The sequence below is a fragment of the Actinoplanes sp. NPDC051411 genome (assembly GCF_040682075.1).
GTDB lineage: Bacteria > Actinomycetota > Actinomycetes > Mycobacteriales > Micromonosporaceae > Actinoplanes.
Window position 1 is genome coordinate 1 of record NZ_JBFBAD010000036.1, and the last position, 16241, is coordinate 16241.

The window sequence follows — 16241 nt, forward strand, 5'->3', positions numbered from 1 at the left end:
GTGGGCGACCTCGTCGCCGCCGCCGCTGCGCAACTTCGACCGTATGCCGCGCATCCGTTCGGAGCGCCCGGCGTTCGACGCGAAGTTCCCCGAGCTGGCGGCCGGCGAGCAGTCGCTCGCAGGGCCGCCCGAGGGTGGCGCCAGACCGCTGACCAGCGAGTCTCGCGGCGGTGCGACCTATGCGGAAGACATCGGCAGCGAACGCGACCACTGAGGTCTGTTCTTTCGGAAGGCCCGCTCCCACCCGGGAGTGGGCCTTCTTTTTCGTCGCAAAAATGATTTGACGGCACCGATAATCTGATCCTCCGTGCCTGTTGGGGCTCGAGGGGGGCTTCTTGCCCTCTCGACCCACAGGAGTTCCACGATGCGCCGCGCACCGGCCCTCTCGTTCCTGCTCGCCACCGTCTTCATCGACATGCTCGGCCTCGGCCTGATCGTGCCGATGGTCCCCGCCCTGATGGGGTCGGTCACCCACGATCCGGCCCACGCCGCCCTCTGGTCCGGACCGATCGACGCCAGCTACGGCATCCTGCAGTTCCTCACCGCGCCCCTGCTCGGCCGGCTCGCCGACCGGTACGGCCGCCGGCCCGTCCTGCTCAGGTCCCTCGGCTTTCTCGGCGTCGACTATCTCGCCCACGCCGTCAACCCGACGATCGCGTCGCTGATGCTCTTCCACGGGCTGGCCGGCGCGTTCGCGGGCACCGGGACGGTGGTCAACGCGTACGTCGCCGACGTCACCCCGCCGGCCGGCCGGGCCCGGGCGTACGGCCTGATCGGTGCCGTTTTCAGCCTCGGTTTCGTGGCCGGGCCCGCCCTGGGTGGGCTTCTCGGTGCCGCCGACCTGCGGCTGCCCTTCGTCGTCGCGGCGCTGCTGGCCTTCACCAACGTCGCCTACGGCCGGCTGGTCCTCCCCGAATCCCGCCCCGGCGACCGGATCACGCCGATCGGCTTTCACAGCCCATTCGGGGCGCTGTCCGCCGTGTTGCGCCGCCCGGTCCTCGGCCGGCTGGCCGCGGCCCGCTTCTGCTCCGACATCGCCCGGAACGTCCAGCAGGCGCTCTGGACCTTCCTCGTCACCTTCCAGCTGGGCTGGGGCACCGCTCGAACCGGCTTGGTCATGGCCGTCGGCGCCTTGGCCGGGGCGCTGTTCTCGGCTCGGGCGATCGGCCCCGTGGTACGGGTGCTCGGAGACAAGCGCGCGGCGGTTCTCGGCGCGGGCCTGAGCACCGTGGCCTTCACCGGCACCGCCTTCGCCACCTCGGGAAGCCAGATCTATCTGATGCAGGCGATCGGCGTCCTCTCGGGCATCGGCAGCGCGTCGGCGCAGTCCTGGATCTCCCGCGTGACGGGCTCGTCCGAGCAGGGGACCGTCCAGGGTGCTCTGACCTCGGGGGCGGCGCTGGCCGAGGCGGTGATCCCGGCGCTGGCGAGCGCCCTGTTCGCCTGGTCGCTGCCGCTCGGCTTCCCCGGTCTGCCGTTCCTGGCCGCCGGGGTGTTCGCGTCAGCGGGGGCGGTGCTGCTCGCCCTGACCCGCCCGCCTGTGCCCGTGTCTTAGCCCCGGGCTGGCTCAGGCCCCGTCGGTCCCGTCGGTCCCGTCGGTCCCGTCGGCCCTACCGGCCCCACCCGCTTCTGGGTGGGGTCGAGTAGACCGGCCGGGTCCGACAATTCTCAGCGGTTGTCCACAGGCCGGATCACGGCGCGCAGGGCGGCGGTCAGCGGAACCGGGTCGAGCGGTGCGGCGGTGACCAGGGCGTGGAGCATGGCGCCGTCCAGGAGCGCCACCAGCATGCGGGCCTTGGACCGGCCCACGCGAGGCTCCAGGAGATCGGTCATGCCGGTCAGCCACGTCTCGGCCAGGGGGCGGAGGGCCGGATCGCGGGCGGCGGCGACGAAAAGCTCGTACTCGATCTGGGTTTGACCCCGGTCTTCCAGATAGCCGAGCGCCAGGTCGGTCAGTGCGGCCGGCAGGTCGCGCGCGCCGCGGAGGGCGGGGGCCCGCTGCCGCAGGTCGGCCTTCAGATCGTCGGTGGCCTGGCGGAGGCCGGCGGCGATCAGGTCGTCGAGGGTGGGGAAATAGTAGGTGGTCGCGCCCAGGGGAAGGCCGGCCCGCGCGGCGACCGCGCGGTGCGTCGTGCGGCCGATGCCGACCTCGGCGATCACCTCGATCACCGCGGCCGCGAGGGCGGCCCGGCGCGCCTGGGGATCACGAGGCCGGCGCTCCGGCGGCCGGGAAGGTGCGGCCGGCGTGGTGGTCGCGGCCTCGGTGGGCGTCAATGGGAGCCGCCCAGGTTGAGGGTGACGACGCCGGCGATGATCAGGGCCATGCCGGTCACCTTGATCACGGTGATCGGTTCGCCCAGGAAGGCGGCGCCGATCGCCACGATCGCGGCGGTGCCGAGGCCGGACCAGATCGCGTACGCGATGCCGACCTGCACGCCCTTCACCGCCTGGGACAGCGCCACGAACGAGATGATGTAGCCCGCCCCGCAGGCCAGCGTCGGCCAGAGCCGGGTGAAGCCGTCGGTGCTCTTGATCGTGCTCGTCGCGAAGACCTCGGCGGCTATCGCCGCGAGGAGGTAAAGGTACGCCACCATGGCTGCGCTCCTTCTGTACGAACGTACTAGTACGATCGTACAGATGTCGATGATCTCGGTGCCCGGTGGTCGCGTGACCCTGTCCGACCGGCGTACGCAAAGCTCTTGGTCGGTCGACCTGGAACCGTTCCGCCTGGCGTCGGAGCCGGTGACCCAGGCCGGCTACGCCGAGGTGCTGGGGGAGCGGCCGAGCGCGAGCCCCGGCGAGCGGCGCCCCGTCGACGGCGTGTCGTGGACCGACGCGATCCGCTACTGCAACGCGCGGTCGCTGGTGGAGGGGCTGACTCCGGCTTACCGGGGCGGCGACGACGTCACGTGGGTCGAGGAGGCCGACGGCTACCGCCTGCCGACCGAGGCCGAGTGGGAGTTCGCCTGCCGGGCCGGCACGAGCGGGCCGCGGTACGGACCGCTCGACGAGATCGCCTGGCACCGCGCCAACTCCGGCGGGCACAGCCACGACGTCGGTGAGCTGCGCGCCAACGCGTGGGGCTTCCACGACATGCTCGGGAACGTCTGGAACTGGTGCTGGGACCTCTACGACCCCGAGGTCTACGGCGGCTATCGGGTCCTGCGCGGCGGCGGTTGGTTCGACGAGCAGTGGAGCTGCCGGGCGGGCGTCCGCCGCCGCAGCCACCCGACCTTCCGCGTCGACGACGTCGGCTTCCGCGTGGCCCGCTCCGGGTCATAGCCAACCGGCCCGGTGACGGGATCGGGCGACCTCCCCGTGCGTGGCGAGCGAAGCGGCCCCAGTGACCGGGTTGGGTTGGTGCCCCTGCGACCGGGCCCGGTCAGGGCCGATCGACTTAGCGCGCGTGCGGCGCCAGCCCGTCCGATGAGCGGGTTGGGCCGCCGCCCGCGACCGGTCCGGCTCGGGGCGCCGATCGCGGGTCGGCTTAGCGCGCGTGTGGTGGCTGTGACTGCCCCGTCCGGTGACCGGGCTGGGTCCGCCGTCGGTGGTTGGCCGCCGTCCGCGGCCGGGCCGGGTGGGTGCTGATCGGGCGGGTCACTTGCGCGCGTGTGGCGACCACCCTGTCCAGTGACCGGGCTGGGCTGCCGTGCCGGGCTGGGCTGCCGCGCCGGGCTGGGCTGCCGTGCCGGGCTGGGCTGCCGTGCCGCGCCGGGCTACTGCACGGCCTCGTGCCGCGCCGGATTGGCGCTGATCGCGCGGGTCTGCTTAGCGCACGTGTGGCGACCAGCCGTCCGGTGACCGGGCCGGGCTGTCGGCCGGGTTGGTGCCGAGCACACGGACTGGCTCAGCGCGGGACGGGCGGCGGAACCGCGCCGGCCGGACCGGCCTGGGCGCCGACGGCCTCGGCCGGGGTGACGGCGGCGAGCGTTTCGGCCGGGGTTGGCTGAGTAGGGACTGGCCGGGAGAGCCCGGCGGCCTCGGCGGTTGCGGCGGCCTCGGCGGTTGCGGCGGAGTGGCGGCGTAGTTCGGTGGGGAGGACCAGCAGGGCGATCAGGGCGCCGGCGCCGCCGACTGCCACGAAACCCCACGGTGGGGAGAGGTGGTCGGCGGCCAGGCCGGCCAGCGGGCCGCCCAGGGCCACCCCCACCGTGAGTGACGAGTTGTGCAGGCCCATCGCCTCGCCGCGGGCGCCGGCCGGGGTCATGCGGCTGACCGCGTCGGCGCTGGCGGTGATGGTGGGGGCGCAGAGGGCGCCGGCCGGGATCAGCAGGATCGCGATCAGCCACCAGTGGCCGCCGCCGATGCCGACCACGATGGTCAGCACGGCCATCGGGGCGAGCATGAAGACGGCCGGGAAGCGGCGGCTGAGCGTGCCGTACGCGAAGCCGCCGAGCAGCGAATAGAACGCCCACAGCGACATCACCAGGCCGGTCCACGACAGTTCGCCGTTGGACCTCAGGACGGCGACCACGCTGACGTCGGTGCCGGAGAGGACCAGGGTGGCGGCCATCGTCACCGCGAGGACGGCCACGAAGCGGGGGCGCAGCCAGGAGCGGCGCGGGATGCGCTCACCGGCCGCGATCGGGGCCTCGTGGGCGGCGCGGACCGGCGGGTTGAGCAGCCACAGGCCCAGGCCGGAGACGAGGATGCCGCCGGCCAGCGCATACATCGCGACGTGGGGGCCGGGGCCGGTGGCGAGCAGGACGCCGAGCGCCGGGCCGGCCATGAACGACAGCTCGGTGGTGATCGAGTCGAGGGCGAAGGCGGGCAGCCGGTGCGACTCCGGGGTGAGCGCGGCCACCGACTGGCGGGCCACCGCGAACGCGGGCAGGGCCAGGAGGCCGCCGATCAGGGCCGAGACCAGGAGGGCCCAGTAGGGCACGGTCGGGGTGAGAGCCCAGAACAGCACTTCGGCGATCGTGGTCAGGAGCAGCACGATGCGCAGCCCGCGGCGGTCGACCAGGCGGCCGAGCACCGGCGCGCCGGCCGAGCCCCCGATGGTCCACGCGGCGCCGACCAGGCCGGCCGCGCCGTAACCACGGCCGAGGTCGGTGACCACGTGCAGGGTCAGGACGACCGCCCCGGCGGCGATCGGCATCCGGGCGAGGGTCGCCACCGCCAGCAGCGATTTGAGCCCGGGCAGGGCGAGCGTCTCCCGGTAAGGCTTGAGCAGCATGACAGTCCTGACCTCCGACTGCCATCCTGCCTTGCCGGTACGACATTTTTCCAACCGCTTTAAGGGAGCTCACGGTCGGAAACCGGGCGAAAGAGCCCAGGTCACACCGGATCGACGATCGGGGCGCCAGTGGTGGCGACCGATGCGGTGCGGAACTCGTCGAGCGCCGCCTCGGTGGTGCCGGCCGAGACGCCGGCGGTCAGCTCGAGGACGACCGTGGTGGCGAAACCCTCCGCTTTCGCGTCGAGCGCGGTCGCGCGTACGCAATGGTCGGTGGCGATGCCGACCACCTCGACCTCGGTCACCGACCGGGACCGCAACCAGTCGGCCAGGGTCTCGCCGGCCTCGGTTCTGCCTTCGAAGCCCGAGTAGGCCGCCTTGTGCTCGCCCTTGTGGAAGACCGCCTCGATCTGGCCGGTCTGCAGCTCGGGGTGGAACTCGGCGCCCGCCGAGCCGACCACGCAGTGCTGAGGCCAGCTGTCGAGGTAGTTGGGGTGCTCGCTGAAGTGGGCGCCCGGGTCGATGTGCCAGTCCTTGGTGGCGACCACGTGGTCCCACCGCTGCCGGGCCCGGCTAAGCACCAGCGAGATGCCCTTGGCGACCGCGGCACCGCCCGGCACCGCGAGCGAGCCGCCTTCGCAGAAGTCGTTCTGTACGTCGACGATGATCAGGGCACGGGACATCGGGACCCCTCAGGTGGTCGGGACGATCGTGACGGGGACGGCCGGGTCTCCGGCGGAGAGCTTGAGACCCTCCCACGGTATCGAGATCAGGCACTGGCGGAGGTGTTCACGGGAATCGGCCAGCGTGGTCGCCTCGGCCGGTTGACCGGCGGTGATGAACGGCCGCTGGAGCAGGCGGTCGTTGGCCTCGTGCCTCGGTGTCCCCTGGGAGAAGATGATCTCTTCGGTGGCGGTGCCGGTGGGCTTGTGACGGCGTACGGCGGTCTTGCGGCCGCCGACGGTGGCCTTGTTTTCCGAGCGTTTGACCACCGGTTTTCCGTCGACCTCGACGAGTTTGTAGACCAGGCCGGCGGTCGGCGCGCCCGAGCCGGTGACCACCGCGGTGCCGGCGCCGTACATGTCGACCGGCTCGGCGGCCAGAGCGGCGATCGAGTATTCGTCCATGTCACCCGAAACGATGATCTTCGTGTCGGGGGCACCGAGCGAGTCGAGCAGCTCGCGGGAGTGCTGGGCGAGCACCGACAGGTCGCCCGAGTCGATGCGGACCGCCCGCAGGCCCGGGCCGGCGGTGGCGATGGCATTGCGAATGCCTTGCGCGATGTCGTACGTGTCGACCAGCAGTGTCGTGTTTTTCCCCAGGGCCGCGACCTGGGACGCGAACGCGGTCGGCTCGTCGTCGTGCAGCAGCGTGAACGCGTGCGCCGACGTGCCGGTGGTCGGGATGCCGTAGCGCGCGCCGGCCGCCAGGTTGGAGGTCGAGGCGAAGCCGGCCAGGTAGGCGGCGCGGGCGGCGGCGACCGCGGCGTCCTCGTGGGTGCGGCGCGAGCCCATCTCGATGATCGGACGGCCGCGGGCCGCGGTGACCATGCGGGCGGCCCCGGCGGCGATCGCGCTGTCGTGGTTGAGCACGGACAGGATCAACGTCTCCAGCACCACACACTCGGCGAAGGTGCCGGACACGGTCAGGATCGGGGAGCCGGGGAAGAACAGCTCGCCCTCCGCGTACCCCTCGATGTCGCCGGAGAAGCGGTAAGCCGCCAGCCAGGCGGCGGTGTTGTCGTCGACGATCTGCGAATTCCGCAGGAATTCGACGTCGGCGGAGGTGAATCGGAAGTCGCGGATGAGCTCGATCAGGCGGCCGGTGCCGGCGACGACGCCGTAGCGGCGGCCGATCGGCAGGCGGCGTGCGAACACCTCGAAGACGCAGCGCCGGTCGGCGGTGCCGTCCCGGAGCGCGGCGCTGACCATGGTCAGCTCGTACTGATCGGTGAGCAACGCGGGGGCGAAGGAGTCCACCCGACCACCCTATTGCAGGGGAGGGCTCCTTACGAAGGTCAGCGTGACCTGCGGTTCGGTGCTCCGATTCCCCGATCGGCCGCAACCGGTGGCACCATGGGGGGCATGGCGTTGCCACAGGTCGCTCCCGTCGAGACGCCGGAGATCGAGGATTCACCGGCCGGCGACCGGCCGTGGGTGACGATCGTCTGGGACGATCCGGTAAACCTGATGTCGTACGTGACCTGGGTTTTTCAAAAGCTCTTCGGCTACAGCAAGGACAAGGCCGAGGAGCTCATGATGGACGTGCACACCAAGGGCAAGGCCGTGGTTTCCAGCGGTGCCCGCGAGCGCATGGAAATGGACGCCAACCGACTGCACGGATACGGTCTGTGGGCGACGGTCGACCGGTCCTGAAAACTCTCGGGGAGAGCTGATGTTCCGACGCAAGGGGCGCCATTGCGTGGCCACCTTCGCCGTCGATGAGGTGCGCGTGCTGCGCAAGGTCGCCGGCGAGGTGGTGGCACTTCTGACCGACGGGATGGACCACGGTGATCCGGTGGTCACCCGGCTCTTCCCCGACATCTATCCGGATCGCCCGGAGGACTCCCGGGAGTTCCGGCAATACACCGAGGGCGACCTCAAGACCGGCAAGATCGATCAGGCCGGCGCGATTCTCGCGGCCCTGCCCGACGAGGGCGAGGGAGAGGTACGCCTCGACGACGAGGCGGCCGACGCGTGGCTACGCGCGATCAACGACGCCCGCCTCGCGATGGGCACCCGGCTCGACATCACGGCCGAGACGGATCTGAGCGAGGAACTGGACGAGGCGATCCTGGTCGACCCCAGTTCGAGCCGGGTCTTCCAGCTCAGCGTCTACGCGTACCTCGGCTATCTGCAGGAGTCCCTGCTCAACTCGATTCCGGAGATCGACTGAGCGCCGGTCGGTGTGGTCACGGCCACCCCCGGCCGGGCGAAATACCACGGTAATGTGAACCACGTGCTGACCATCGACAGTGCGATCGTGGACGCGATCGTCGCCCACGCCCGCCGGGACCATCCGGACGAGGCCTGCGGCGTGATCGCCGGGCCGGCCGGCAGCGACCTGCCGACCCGGCTCATCCCGATGGACAACGCCGCCCGGTCGATGACCTTCTACGAGTTCGACTCCCTCGAGCAGCTGCGGGTGTGGCGCGAGATGGACGACAACGACGAGGAGCCGGTGGTCATCTACCACTCGCACACGGCGACCGAGGCCTACCCGTCCCGCACCGACGTCTCGTTCGCGGGCGAGCCGGGCGCGCACTACGTTTTGGTCTCGACTCGCGAGCCGGACTCGGAGGAGATCCGCTCGTTCCGCATCGTGGACGGTGTGGTAACCGAGGAAGAGGTCAACATCGTGGATGCGACGGTTGACGCGTGAACGTTGGTGCTGTGCAGTCGTACATGTTCGGGCAGAGCCCGGTGACAGTGGTCTACGAGTGTCGCTGACGACACCTCAGCAGACCCGTCCTCTGTTCGACCCTAATCAGGAGCATTCACTGCCATGGCCATCGAAGTTCGCGTTCCCACCATCCTGCGCAGCTACACCGGCGGCGCCAAGATCGTCGAAGGTGCGGGCGACACGCTCGCCGGCCTGATCGACGACCTCGACACCCGGCACAACGGCTTCAAGGGCCGGCTGATCACCCCCGAGGGTGGCCTGCACCGGTTCGTCAACATCTACGTCAACGACGAGGACGTCCGGTTCCTCGGTGCGCTCGACGCCAAGCTCAACGACGGCGACTCGATCACCATCCTGCCGGCGGTGGCCGGTGGGGCGCTCGGCTTCGCCGCCGCGGCCGCGCTCCTGGGACCCCGTCCAACCATCCCGACCGCCGCCCCTGAGCAGACTGAAGGCTGAGCCCGTGGCTCGTTTCGAGAGCCTGCTCGACGCTCTGGGGGGCACGCCGCTGGTCGGCCTGCCCCGACTCTCGCCGACGGTGCCCGACGGGGCACCGCCGGTGCGTCTCTGGGCCAAGCTGGAAGATCGCAACCCGACCGGCAGCGTCAAGGACCGGCCGGCGATGTTCATGGTGCGCGAGGCCGAGGAGTCGGGCCGTCTCCGGCCGGGTGACACCATCCTGGAGCCGACCAGCGGAAACACCGGCATCTCGCTGGCCATGGTGGCCAAGCTGCGAGGCTATCGCCTCGTCTGCGTCATGCCGGAGAACGTCTCGGCCGAACGGGTCCAGCTCCTCCGGATGTACGGGGCGGAGATCATCTTCTCGCCGGCCGCGGGAGGCTCCAATCAGGCCGTGGCGACGGCGAAGCAGATCGCGGCCGAGCATCCGGACTGGAAGATGCTGTTCCAGTACGGCAACCCGGCCAACGCCCGCGCGCACTACGAGACCACCGGCCCCGAACTGCTGCACGACCTGCCGACCATCACGCACTTCGTGGCCGGCCTCGGCACCACCGGCACCCTGATGGGCACCGGCCGCTACCTGAGGGAAAAGGTCGAGGGCATCCAGATCATCGCCGCCGAGCCGCGGTACGGCGAGCTGGTCTACGGCCTGCGCAACATCGACGAGGGCTACGTCCCCGAGCTGTACGACGCGGCCGTGCTCGACCGTCGCTTCTCGGTCGGCACCCGTGACGCCGTGCTGCGCACCCGCCAGCTGGTCGAGGTCGAGGGCATCTTCGCCGGGTTCTCCAGCGGCGCGATCCTGCACGCCGCGCTCGCCGTCGCGCACGAGGCGGTCAAGGCGGGGCGCAAGGCCGATGTCGCGTTCGTGATTGCGGACGGCGGCTGGAAGTATCTGTCGACCGGCGCCTATGGGGGCACCCTCAATGACGCCGAAGAGGCCCTGGAAGGACAACTCTGGGCGTGACGCGCCCTTTTGTTGTGTTCCGTAGGCCCGGCCGCGGGAATTAGTGTTCGTTCCGCGGCCGGGCGCAATTCGCTAATAGAGTGCGGCGAGCATCACCGCGCCGGCCATCGGAACCGAAGCGCCGAGCAGCAACATCCACGGCAACGTCGGTCGATGGATCGACAGGAACGCGCCGACCGCCGAGCCGACGCTGACCAGGCTGAGCAGCGCAAGGGCGGGCATGAACCAGAACGGCGTGCCGCCCAATGCCGTCAGCAATCCGCGTGCGCCCACGCCGACGCCGGTCAACCCGAGGCCGGCGGCATAGACCGACATGCCGAGTAGTCGTGCTGGTGCCGGGGCCGGATCGTCGGCCGCCGGAAAGCGGAAAAGTACCTCGTCGCCACCGAATCCGTCGATGATCGGTGTAGTCTCCCACGCACCGAACGGCATGATCGTCGCCGCTTCGGTGTGCGTCGTACGGCTCTGTTCGACCGTGGTCACGCTGCCCCCGCCTCCCGTCCACAAGTCCTCACTTTGTGCAACGGAAACGACTCACCGGACGTAACGGGAATTGCGTTAATGGCCGAGGTCACGGGCGGTGTGATGTACGTTGTCGATTTAGCGACAAATCGATCAGACGTTTACCTGGCATGCTGCTCGCGGCGTACGCTTCGCCTCGTGAATGACTGGTCTGCCGACTGCACCACGGACCGGTCGGGCGGGGCGTGGTCGACCCAGCGTGAACCAAAGGGACCCGTATGCGACTGACCGTTCTCGGCTGCGCCGGCAGTTTTCCGGGCCCCGAGTCGGCTTGTTCCGCCTATCTTGTCGAGGCCGAGGGCTTCCGTCTGCTGATCGACTTCGGATCGGGCTCGCTCTCCGCGCTCCAGCGGTATTCGGACGTGAACGGCGTCGACGCGATCCTCTTGACCCACCTGCACTGCGATCACATGTTCGACGCGTGCCTTTACGTGGTGGTGCGGCGCTATGACCCGGCCGGGCCCAAGCCGCCGATCCCGGTCTATGCGCCTCTCGGTGCGGCCGAACGAATCTCCACCGCCTACAGCGGCGACAACGAGCCGATCGACGACGTCTATACGTTCTACGGTCTTCAGCCCGGGACTTTTCCGATCGGGCCGTTCACGGTCACGGTCGACCGGGTCAATCATCCGGTCGAGACCTATGGCGTACGCGTGGAGCAGGGCGGGAAAATCCTCGCCTACTCCGCCGACACCGCGCCGTGCGAAGCGCTTCTGCGCCTCGCCACCGGGGCCGACCTCTTTCTGTGTGAGGCCAGTTACCTCGACGGCGCCGACAATCCGCCCGGCCTGCACCTGACCGGCGGCGAAGCCGGCGAGGCGGCGACGAAGGCCGACGTCGGGCGGCTGCTGCTGACCCATCTCGTTCCCGCGTGGGTCTCGGAGGCATCTATTGTGGATGCCGCCTCGGCTGCTTACGCGGGGCCGGTTGAGGTCGTCCGCCCAGGCGCCCGGTACGATCTCTGAGCCGTGCTGGGGGGCGGAACGGCTGAGGACGCTCTGCAACACCGGCCTGCACCACTTGAACGGGATCTTGGAGTTTGCTGCATGCGCATCGTTCGCCTGGCCAACTTCGTGACGACCCATACCGGTGGCCTGCGAACGACCCTCCGCAGCCTCGGCGAGGGTTATCAGCGCGCCGGGCACGAGGCGGTGCTGATCGTTCCCGGTCGGCAGCGCTCCGACGACATGACCTCGCAGGGCCGCGTTATCACCCTGCCCAGCGCCCCTCTGCCGCGCACCGGTGGCTACCGCGTGATGGCCGGCCGGCGCGAGCTGACCCGCCTCCTCGACGAGCTCGAACCCGACCGCATCGAGGTCTCCGACCGGGCCACCCTGCGCTGGACCGGCGGCTGGGCCCGGCAGCGCGGCGTCGGGTCGATGATGGTCTCCCACGAGAGCCTGGCCGGGCTGCTCGGCGTCTGGGGCATGCCGATGCGCGACTCGCTCGCCGACCGGCTCAACCTGCGGACGGCCGAGACCTTCGACCAGATCGTGTGCACCACGGCGTTCGCGGCGACCGAGTTCCGCCGCCTGGGCGTGCCCAACCTGGTCGAGATCCCGCTCGGGGTCGACCTCGACGTGTTCCACCCTTCGCGGGCCGATGAGACCGTCCGAGCCCGCTATGCGCGGGAAGGCGAGCTGCTGGTGGTCTTCTGCAGCCGGCTGTCGGCGGCCAAGCGGCCCGAACTGGCGGTCGACGCGCTGGCCGCGCTGCGCAACGCGAAGGTGCCGGCCGTGCTGGTGGTGGCCGGCGACGGCACCCGGCGGCCGGCGCTGGCCTACCGCTCGGCCCGGCTGCCGGTGCGCTTCGCCGGTCACATCGCCGAACGGGCCGATGTGGCCGCCCTCCTGGCCAGCGCCGACGTGGTGGTGGCGCCCGGTCCGGTGGAGACGTTCGGGCTGGCCGCGCTCGAGGCGCTGGCCTGCGGCACGCCGGTGGTGGTCAACGCCGCGAGCGCGCTTCCTGAGGTGGTCGGCGAGGCGGGGGTCGCGGTGGCGGGAACGGCCGAGGCCTTCGCGGACGGCGTACGCGAACTGATGGGCCGCCCGGAGCGCGAGCGACGGGCGGTGGCCCGGGAACGCGCCGAGAATTTCGGATGGCCGCAGGCCGTCGAGGGATTCCTGCAGGCCCATGGTGCGATGTCGGCGGCGGCCCCGAGCCCCGTGGCCATCGGCCGGCAGCGCCCGGGGGCGGTGCTGCGGCCGGCCGTGCCCGGTCCCGGTGCCCCGGCCGCATAGCCGGTTATCCACAGGGCCGGGGCGGGCAGAGCGGCCCGGTGACGCAGAGCATAGGGTTGAGGACATGGCACGTCCCGACGGCCGATCGGCCGACCAGCTGCGTCCCGTGTCCCTCACCCGGAGCTGGAGCATCCATCCCGAGGGCTCGGTTCTCGTCGAGTTCGGCAACACCCGGGTGCTCTGCACGGCCAGCGTGACCGAGGGGGTGCCGCGCTGGCGCAAGGGATCGGGCCTCGGCTGGGTGACCGCGGAATACGCGATGTTGCCCCGCGCCACCAACACGCGCGGTGACCGCGAGAGCATCAAAGGCAAGGTCGGCGGCCGCACCCACGAGATCTCCCGCCTGATCGGGCGCAGCCTGCGGGCCTGCATCGACCTCAAGGCGCTGGGCGAAAACTCGGTCGTCCTCGACTGCGACGTGCTCCAGGCCGACGGCGGCACCCGCACGGCCGCGATCACCGGGGCCTATGTGGCGCTCCACGACGCGGTGAGCTGGCTGGCCGGGCGCAAGTCGCTGGCCGGCAAGGTGGAGAAGGTCATGCACCGGTCGATCCAGGCGGTCAGCGTCGGCATCATCGACGGCGAGCCGCGGCTCGACCTGATGTATCTGGAAGATGTGGCGGCCGAGGTCGACATGAACGTGGTGTGCACCGGTGACGGCGACTTCGTCGAGGTGCAGGGCACGGGCGAAAACGGCGTCTTCCGCCGCGACCAGATGGACGCGCTGCTCGACCTGGGCGTCCTCGGCTGCTCCGAGCTGGCCGCCGCGCAGCAGAAGGCGCTGTCCCAGTGACCGCCAAGCTGCTGCTGGCCACGGCCAACAAGAAGAAGCTGGTCGAGCTCCAGCGCATCCTCGACGCGGCGCTCGGCAGCAACCGGGTCGCGCTGGTCGGGTTGGCCGACTTCGAGGACTATCCGGACGTTCCCGAGACCGGGCTGACCTTCGGCGAAAACGCGCTGATCAAGGCGCGGGCCGGGGTGTCCCGCACCGGACTCCCTACGGTGGCCGACGACTCCGGTCTGGCGGTCGACGCCCTCAACGGGATGCCGGGCGTGCTGAGCGCCCGCTGGGCCGGCCGCCACGGCGACGACCAGGCCAACCTCGACCTGGTGCTCGGCCAGATCGGCGACGTGCCCGACCAGCATCGGGGCGGGGCGTTCGTGTGCGCGGCGGCGCTGGTGCTGCCCAACGGGCGCGAGCATCTCGTCGAGGGCCGGCAGCCGGGCAAGATCCTGCGGGCCCGGCGGGGCGACGGCGGCTTCGGCTACGACCCGATCTTCCTGGGCGACGGGCAAAATCGCACCAACGCCGAGTTGAGCCCGGCCGAGAAGGACGCGATCAGCCACCGGGGCAAGGCGTTCCGCGAGCTGGCCAAGGTGATCGCCAAGGAACTGCCCAGCTGACGTCCCGGTTTCAGGTGGCCGGGACGATGAGGTTGACCAGCTTCGGTGGACGGACGATCGTGCGGGTGACCGGGCGGCCGCCGACCGCGGCGGCAACGGCCGGCGAGGCGAAGGCGCGAGCCGCCAAGGCTTCCCCGGTGATGTCAGGCGGCACCTCCAGGCGGTCTCGGATCCTGCCGTTGACCTGGACGACACAGACGACCGTCGCCTCGGCGGCCAGGGCGGGATCGATCGCGGGCCAGCCGGCGCGCGCGATGCCGGGCTCGTGGCCCAGGCGTGACCACATCTCCTCGGCCGTGTAGGGCGTGAACAGCGACAGCACGACGGCCACCGCCTCGACCGCCTCCCGCACGGCGGAAGCGGCCGCGCCGCCCTCGTCGATCGCCTCGCGGGCGGCGTTGACCAGCTGCATCGTGCGAGCGAGCGCCACATTGAAGCGGCGCGACTCGACCAGCGCCGTGATCTCGCGCAGCAGACGGTGGGTGGTGCGGCGCAGAGTCGGACTGCCCTCGTGGCGCCCGGCCGGCACGTCATCGGCCACGCGCCCGGCCGGCACGTCATCGGCCACGCGCCCGGCCGGCACGTCATCGGCCACGCGCCCGGCCGGCACGTCATCGGCCAGGCGCAGCGCTCGGGACAGGAAGCGGACGGCGCCGGACGGGGAGACGTCGGCCCAGTCGATGTCGTCCTCCGGCGGGCCCGCGAAGAGCATGGTCAGGCGGACGGCGTCCACCCCGTACGTAGTCAGCTGCTCGCCCAGGTCGACCAGGTTGCCCTTGGATTTGCTCATCGCGGCGCCGTCCAGGATGACCTGGCCCTGGTTGAGCAGGGCGCGGAACGGCTCGGTGAACTCGACCAGGCCCATGTCGTGCAGGACCTTGGTGAAGAAGCGGGCGTACAGCAGGTGCATGGTGGCGTGCTCGACGCCGCCGACGTACTGGTCGACCGGCAGCCAGCGCTTCGTCGCCGCCGGGTCGAACGGGCCCTCGGCGTAGTCGATCGACGGGTAGCGCAGGAAATACCACGACGAGTCGACGAACGTGTCCATCGTGTCGGTGTCGCGGGTGCCCGGCCGGCCGCAGCGCGGGCACGGGGTGGCCGGCGATGCCGCGCCCCGCGGGTCGGGCACCGTCACCGGCAGCTGATCGTCGGGCACCGGAACCTCCCCGCAGGCCGGGCAGTGCACGATCGGTATCGGACAACCCCAGAAGCGCTGGCGCGACACCAGCCAGTCCCGCAGGCGATAGCTCGTGCCGTCCGGGGAACGGCCGATCCAGTTGCGCTGCATGGTCAGGACGGGTTCCGGCCAGTGGCCGGTCAGGGCGTCCATGTCGTCCAGCAGGCGGTCGGCGTACGACGTGATGCGGAAGAACCACTGGGTCAGGTCGCGGGGTTCGACCTCGGCGCCGCAGCGTTCGCAGTGTCCGTCGATGACCTGCTCGTTGGCCAGCACGGTCCGGTCGGCCGGGCACCAGTTGACCGCCGCGCGGGCGCGGTAGGCCAGGCCGCGCTCGAAGAACCGCAGGAACAGCCACTGGGTCCAGCGGTAGTAGGACGGGTCGGAGGTGTGCAGCCGGGTGCGCCAGTCGACGCTCACCGCGTAACGCCGGAAGGACTCGGCCTGGGTCTCGATGTTGGCGTACGTCCACGTCGCCGGGTGCTGGTCGCGTTTGATCGCCGCGTTCTCGGCCGGCAGCCCGAAGGAGTCCCAGCCGATCGGGTGCAGCACGTCGTAGCCGCGCTGGATCCAGTAGCGGGCGATGGCGTCGCCGAACGCGTACGCCTCGGCGTGGCCCATGTGCAGGTCGCCGGACGGGTAGGCGAACATGTCGACGACATAGCGCCGCTCGCCGGAGCCGCGGGGCGCGAAGAGGTCGAGGGACTGCCACACCGGTTGCCACCGCCGCTGCATCGCCTCGAAGTCGTACCCCTCGGTCGCCATGCCGGGACCTTAACGATCCCTCATGCGCCCCGCAGCCCGATTCTCACCCTGGAAGGGCGCCGCGCCGCCGCCGGGCCCGGCGGAGCACCCGCAGCACGAAACGCGGCCGGAACAGCACTTCGG

General features: G+C 70.9%; 17 protein-coding genes and 2 pseudogenes. 12 read left to right on the forward strand and 7 right to left on the reverse strand.

The genetic code is table 11. The annotated features are described in order from the left end of the window. Both AB0M88_RS21000 and AB0M88_RS21005 read left to right on the forward strand, forming a co-directional pair. Positions 1-214: pseudogene (locus AB0M88_RS21000) on the forward strand (cytochrome ubiquinol oxidase subunit I); the annotation flags it as partial. Between the two features lie 150 nt (positions 215-364). Continuing rightward, complete coding sequence (locus tag AB0M88_RS21005; RefSeq protein ID WP_364104471.1) at positions 365-1555, forward strand: MFS transporter; 1191 nt, start codon at positions 365-367, stop codon at positions 1553-1555. A 113-nt stretch (positions 1556-1668) separates the two neighbouring features. Here AB0M88_RS21005 and AB0M88_RS21010 read toward each other — a convergent pair whose 3' ends face one another. Together AB0M88_RS21010 and AB0M88_RS21015 are read right to left on the reverse strand one after the other, a co-directional pair. Continuing rightward, positions 1669-2274, reverse strand: coding sequence for a TetR family transcriptional regulator (locus AB0M88_RS21010; RefSeq protein WP_364104474.1), 606 nt, complete (start codon positions 2272-2274; stop codon positions 1669-1671). Further along, a complete protein-coding gene (locus tag AB0M88_RS21015) occupies positions 2271-2591 on the reverse strand; it encodes a multidrug efflux SMR transporter (protein ID WP_364104663.1) in 321 nt (106 codons plus the stop codon). Before AB0M88_RS21015 ends, AB0M88_RS21010 begins: the two co-directional genes overlap by 4 nt. A gap of 52 nt (positions 2592-2643) precedes the next feature. Between AB0M88_RS21015 and AB0M88_RS21020 the strand changes: the two genes are divergently transcribed. Beyond that, a complete protein-coding gene (locus AB0M88_RS21020; protein WP_364104666.1) occupies positions 2644-3282 on the forward strand; it encodes an SUMF1/EgtB/PvdO family nonheme iron enzyme in 639 nt (212 codons plus the stop codon). Between the two features lie 565 nt (positions 3283-3847). On the opposite strand, the gene AB0M88_RS21025 is transcribed toward AB0M88_RS21020, so the two are convergent. The 3 genes from AB0M88_RS21025 to AB0M88_RS21035 all read right to left on the reverse strand — a co-directional run bounded on the left by AB0M88_RS21025 (position 3848) and on the right by AB0M88_RS21035 (position 7158). Beyond that, a complete protein-coding gene (locus AB0M88_RS21025) occupies positions 3848-5179 on the reverse strand; it encodes an MFS transporter (RefSeq protein WP_364104476.1) in 1332 nt (443 codons plus the stop codon). A gap of 101 nt (positions 5180-5280) precedes the next feature. After that, positions 5281-5862, reverse strand: a complete 582-nt coding sequence (locus tag AB0M88_RS21030; RefSeq protein WP_364104479.1) for a nicotinamidase — start codon at positions 5860-5862, stop codon at positions 5281-5283. Positions 5863-5871: 9 nt separating this feature from the next. Continuing rightward, on the reverse strand, positions 5872-7158 hold the full coding sequence (locus AB0M88_RS21035; RefSeq protein WP_364104482.1) for a nicotinate phosphoribosyltransferase: 1287 nt from the start codon (positions 7156-7158) through the stop codon (positions 5872-5874). Between the two features lie 105 nt (positions 7159-7263). Here AB0M88_RS21035 and clpS point away from each other — a divergent pair, with 105 nt between their 5' ends. From clpS to AB0M88_RS21060, 5 genes and pseudogenes are all read left to right on the forward strand, one after another. Next, entirely contained in the window at positions 7264-7554 is a 291-nt protein-coding gene (gene clpS, locus AB0M88_RS21040) for an ATP-dependent Clp protease adapter ClpS (protein ID WP_364104485.1), read from the forward strand. Positions 7555-7573: 19 nt separating this feature from the next. Next, positions 7574-8074, forward strand: coding sequence for a DUF2017 domain-containing protein (locus AB0M88_RS21045; RefSeq protein WP_364104488.1), 501 nt, complete (start codon positions 7574-7576; stop codon positions 8072-8074). A 63-nt stretch (positions 8075-8137) separates the two neighbouring features. Further along, positions 8138-8628 (forward strand): annotated as a pseudogene (locus AB0M88_RS21050) (M67 family metallopeptidase). A gap of 55 nt (positions 8629-8683) precedes the next feature. Beyond that, positions 8684-9040, forward strand: coding sequence for a MoaD/ThiS family protein (locus AB0M88_RS21055; protein WP_364104491.1), 357 nt, complete (start codon positions 8684-8686; stop codon positions 9038-9040). A gap of 4 nt (positions 9041-9044) precedes the next feature. Further along, a complete protein-coding gene (locus tag AB0M88_RS21060) occupies positions 9045-10010 on the forward strand; it encodes a cysteine synthase (protein WP_364104494.1) in 966 nt (321 codons plus the stop codon). Between the two features lie 72 nt (positions 10011-10082). Here the strand turns inward: AB0M88_RS21060 and AB0M88_RS21065 are convergent, their stop codons facing one another. Then, positions 10083-10493, reverse strand: coding sequence for a hypothetical protein (locus AB0M88_RS21065; RefSeq protein ID WP_364104497.1), 411 nt, complete (start codon positions 10491-10493; stop codon positions 10083-10085). 257 nt (positions 10494-10750) lie between these two features. Here AB0M88_RS21065 and AB0M88_RS21070 point away from each other — a divergent pair, with 257 nt between their 5' ends. The 4 genes from AB0M88_RS21070 to rdgB all read left to right on the forward strand — a co-directional run bounded on the left by AB0M88_RS21070 (position 10751) and on the right by rdgB (position 14176). After that, positions 10751-11497 carry an MBL fold metallo-hydrolase gene (locus tag AB0M88_RS21070; RefSeq protein ID WP_364104500.1) on the forward strand — a complete coding sequence of 249 codons (747 nt, stop codon included), beginning with the start codon at positions 10751-10753 and terminating at the stop codon, positions 11495-11497. 81 nt (positions 11498-11578) lie between these two features. Further along, positions 11579-12772 (forward strand): glycosyltransferase, encoded by a 1194-nt coding sequence (locus AB0M88_RS21075; protein ID WP_364104503.1) that lies wholly within the window; start codon positions 11579-11581, stop codon positions 12770-12772. A 64-nt stretch (positions 12773-12836) separates the two neighbouring features. After that, the gene (gene rph, locus AB0M88_RS21080) at positions 12837-13565 is read left to right on the forward strand and encodes a ribonuclease PH (protein WP_364104506.1); all 729 of its coding nucleotides are present in this window, start codon (positions 12837-12839) and stop codon (positions 13563-13565) included. After that, positions 13562-14176, forward strand: a complete 615-nt coding sequence (gene rdgB / locus AB0M88_RS21085) for an RdgB/HAM1 family non-canonical purine NTP pyrophosphatase (protein ID WP_364104509.1) — start codon at positions 13562-13564, stop codon at positions 14174-14176. Before rph ends, rdgB begins: the two co-directional genes overlap by 4 nt. A gap of 10 nt (positions 14177-14186) precedes the next feature. Here the strand turns inward: rdgB and AB0M88_RS21090 are convergent, their stop codons facing one another. Continuing rightward, positions 14187-16118, reverse strand: a complete 1932-nt coding sequence (locus AB0M88_RS21090; protein ID WP_364104512.1) for a leucine--tRNA ligase — start codon at positions 16116-16118, stop codon at positions 14187-14189. Positions 16119-16241 lie beyond the last annotated feature (123 nt).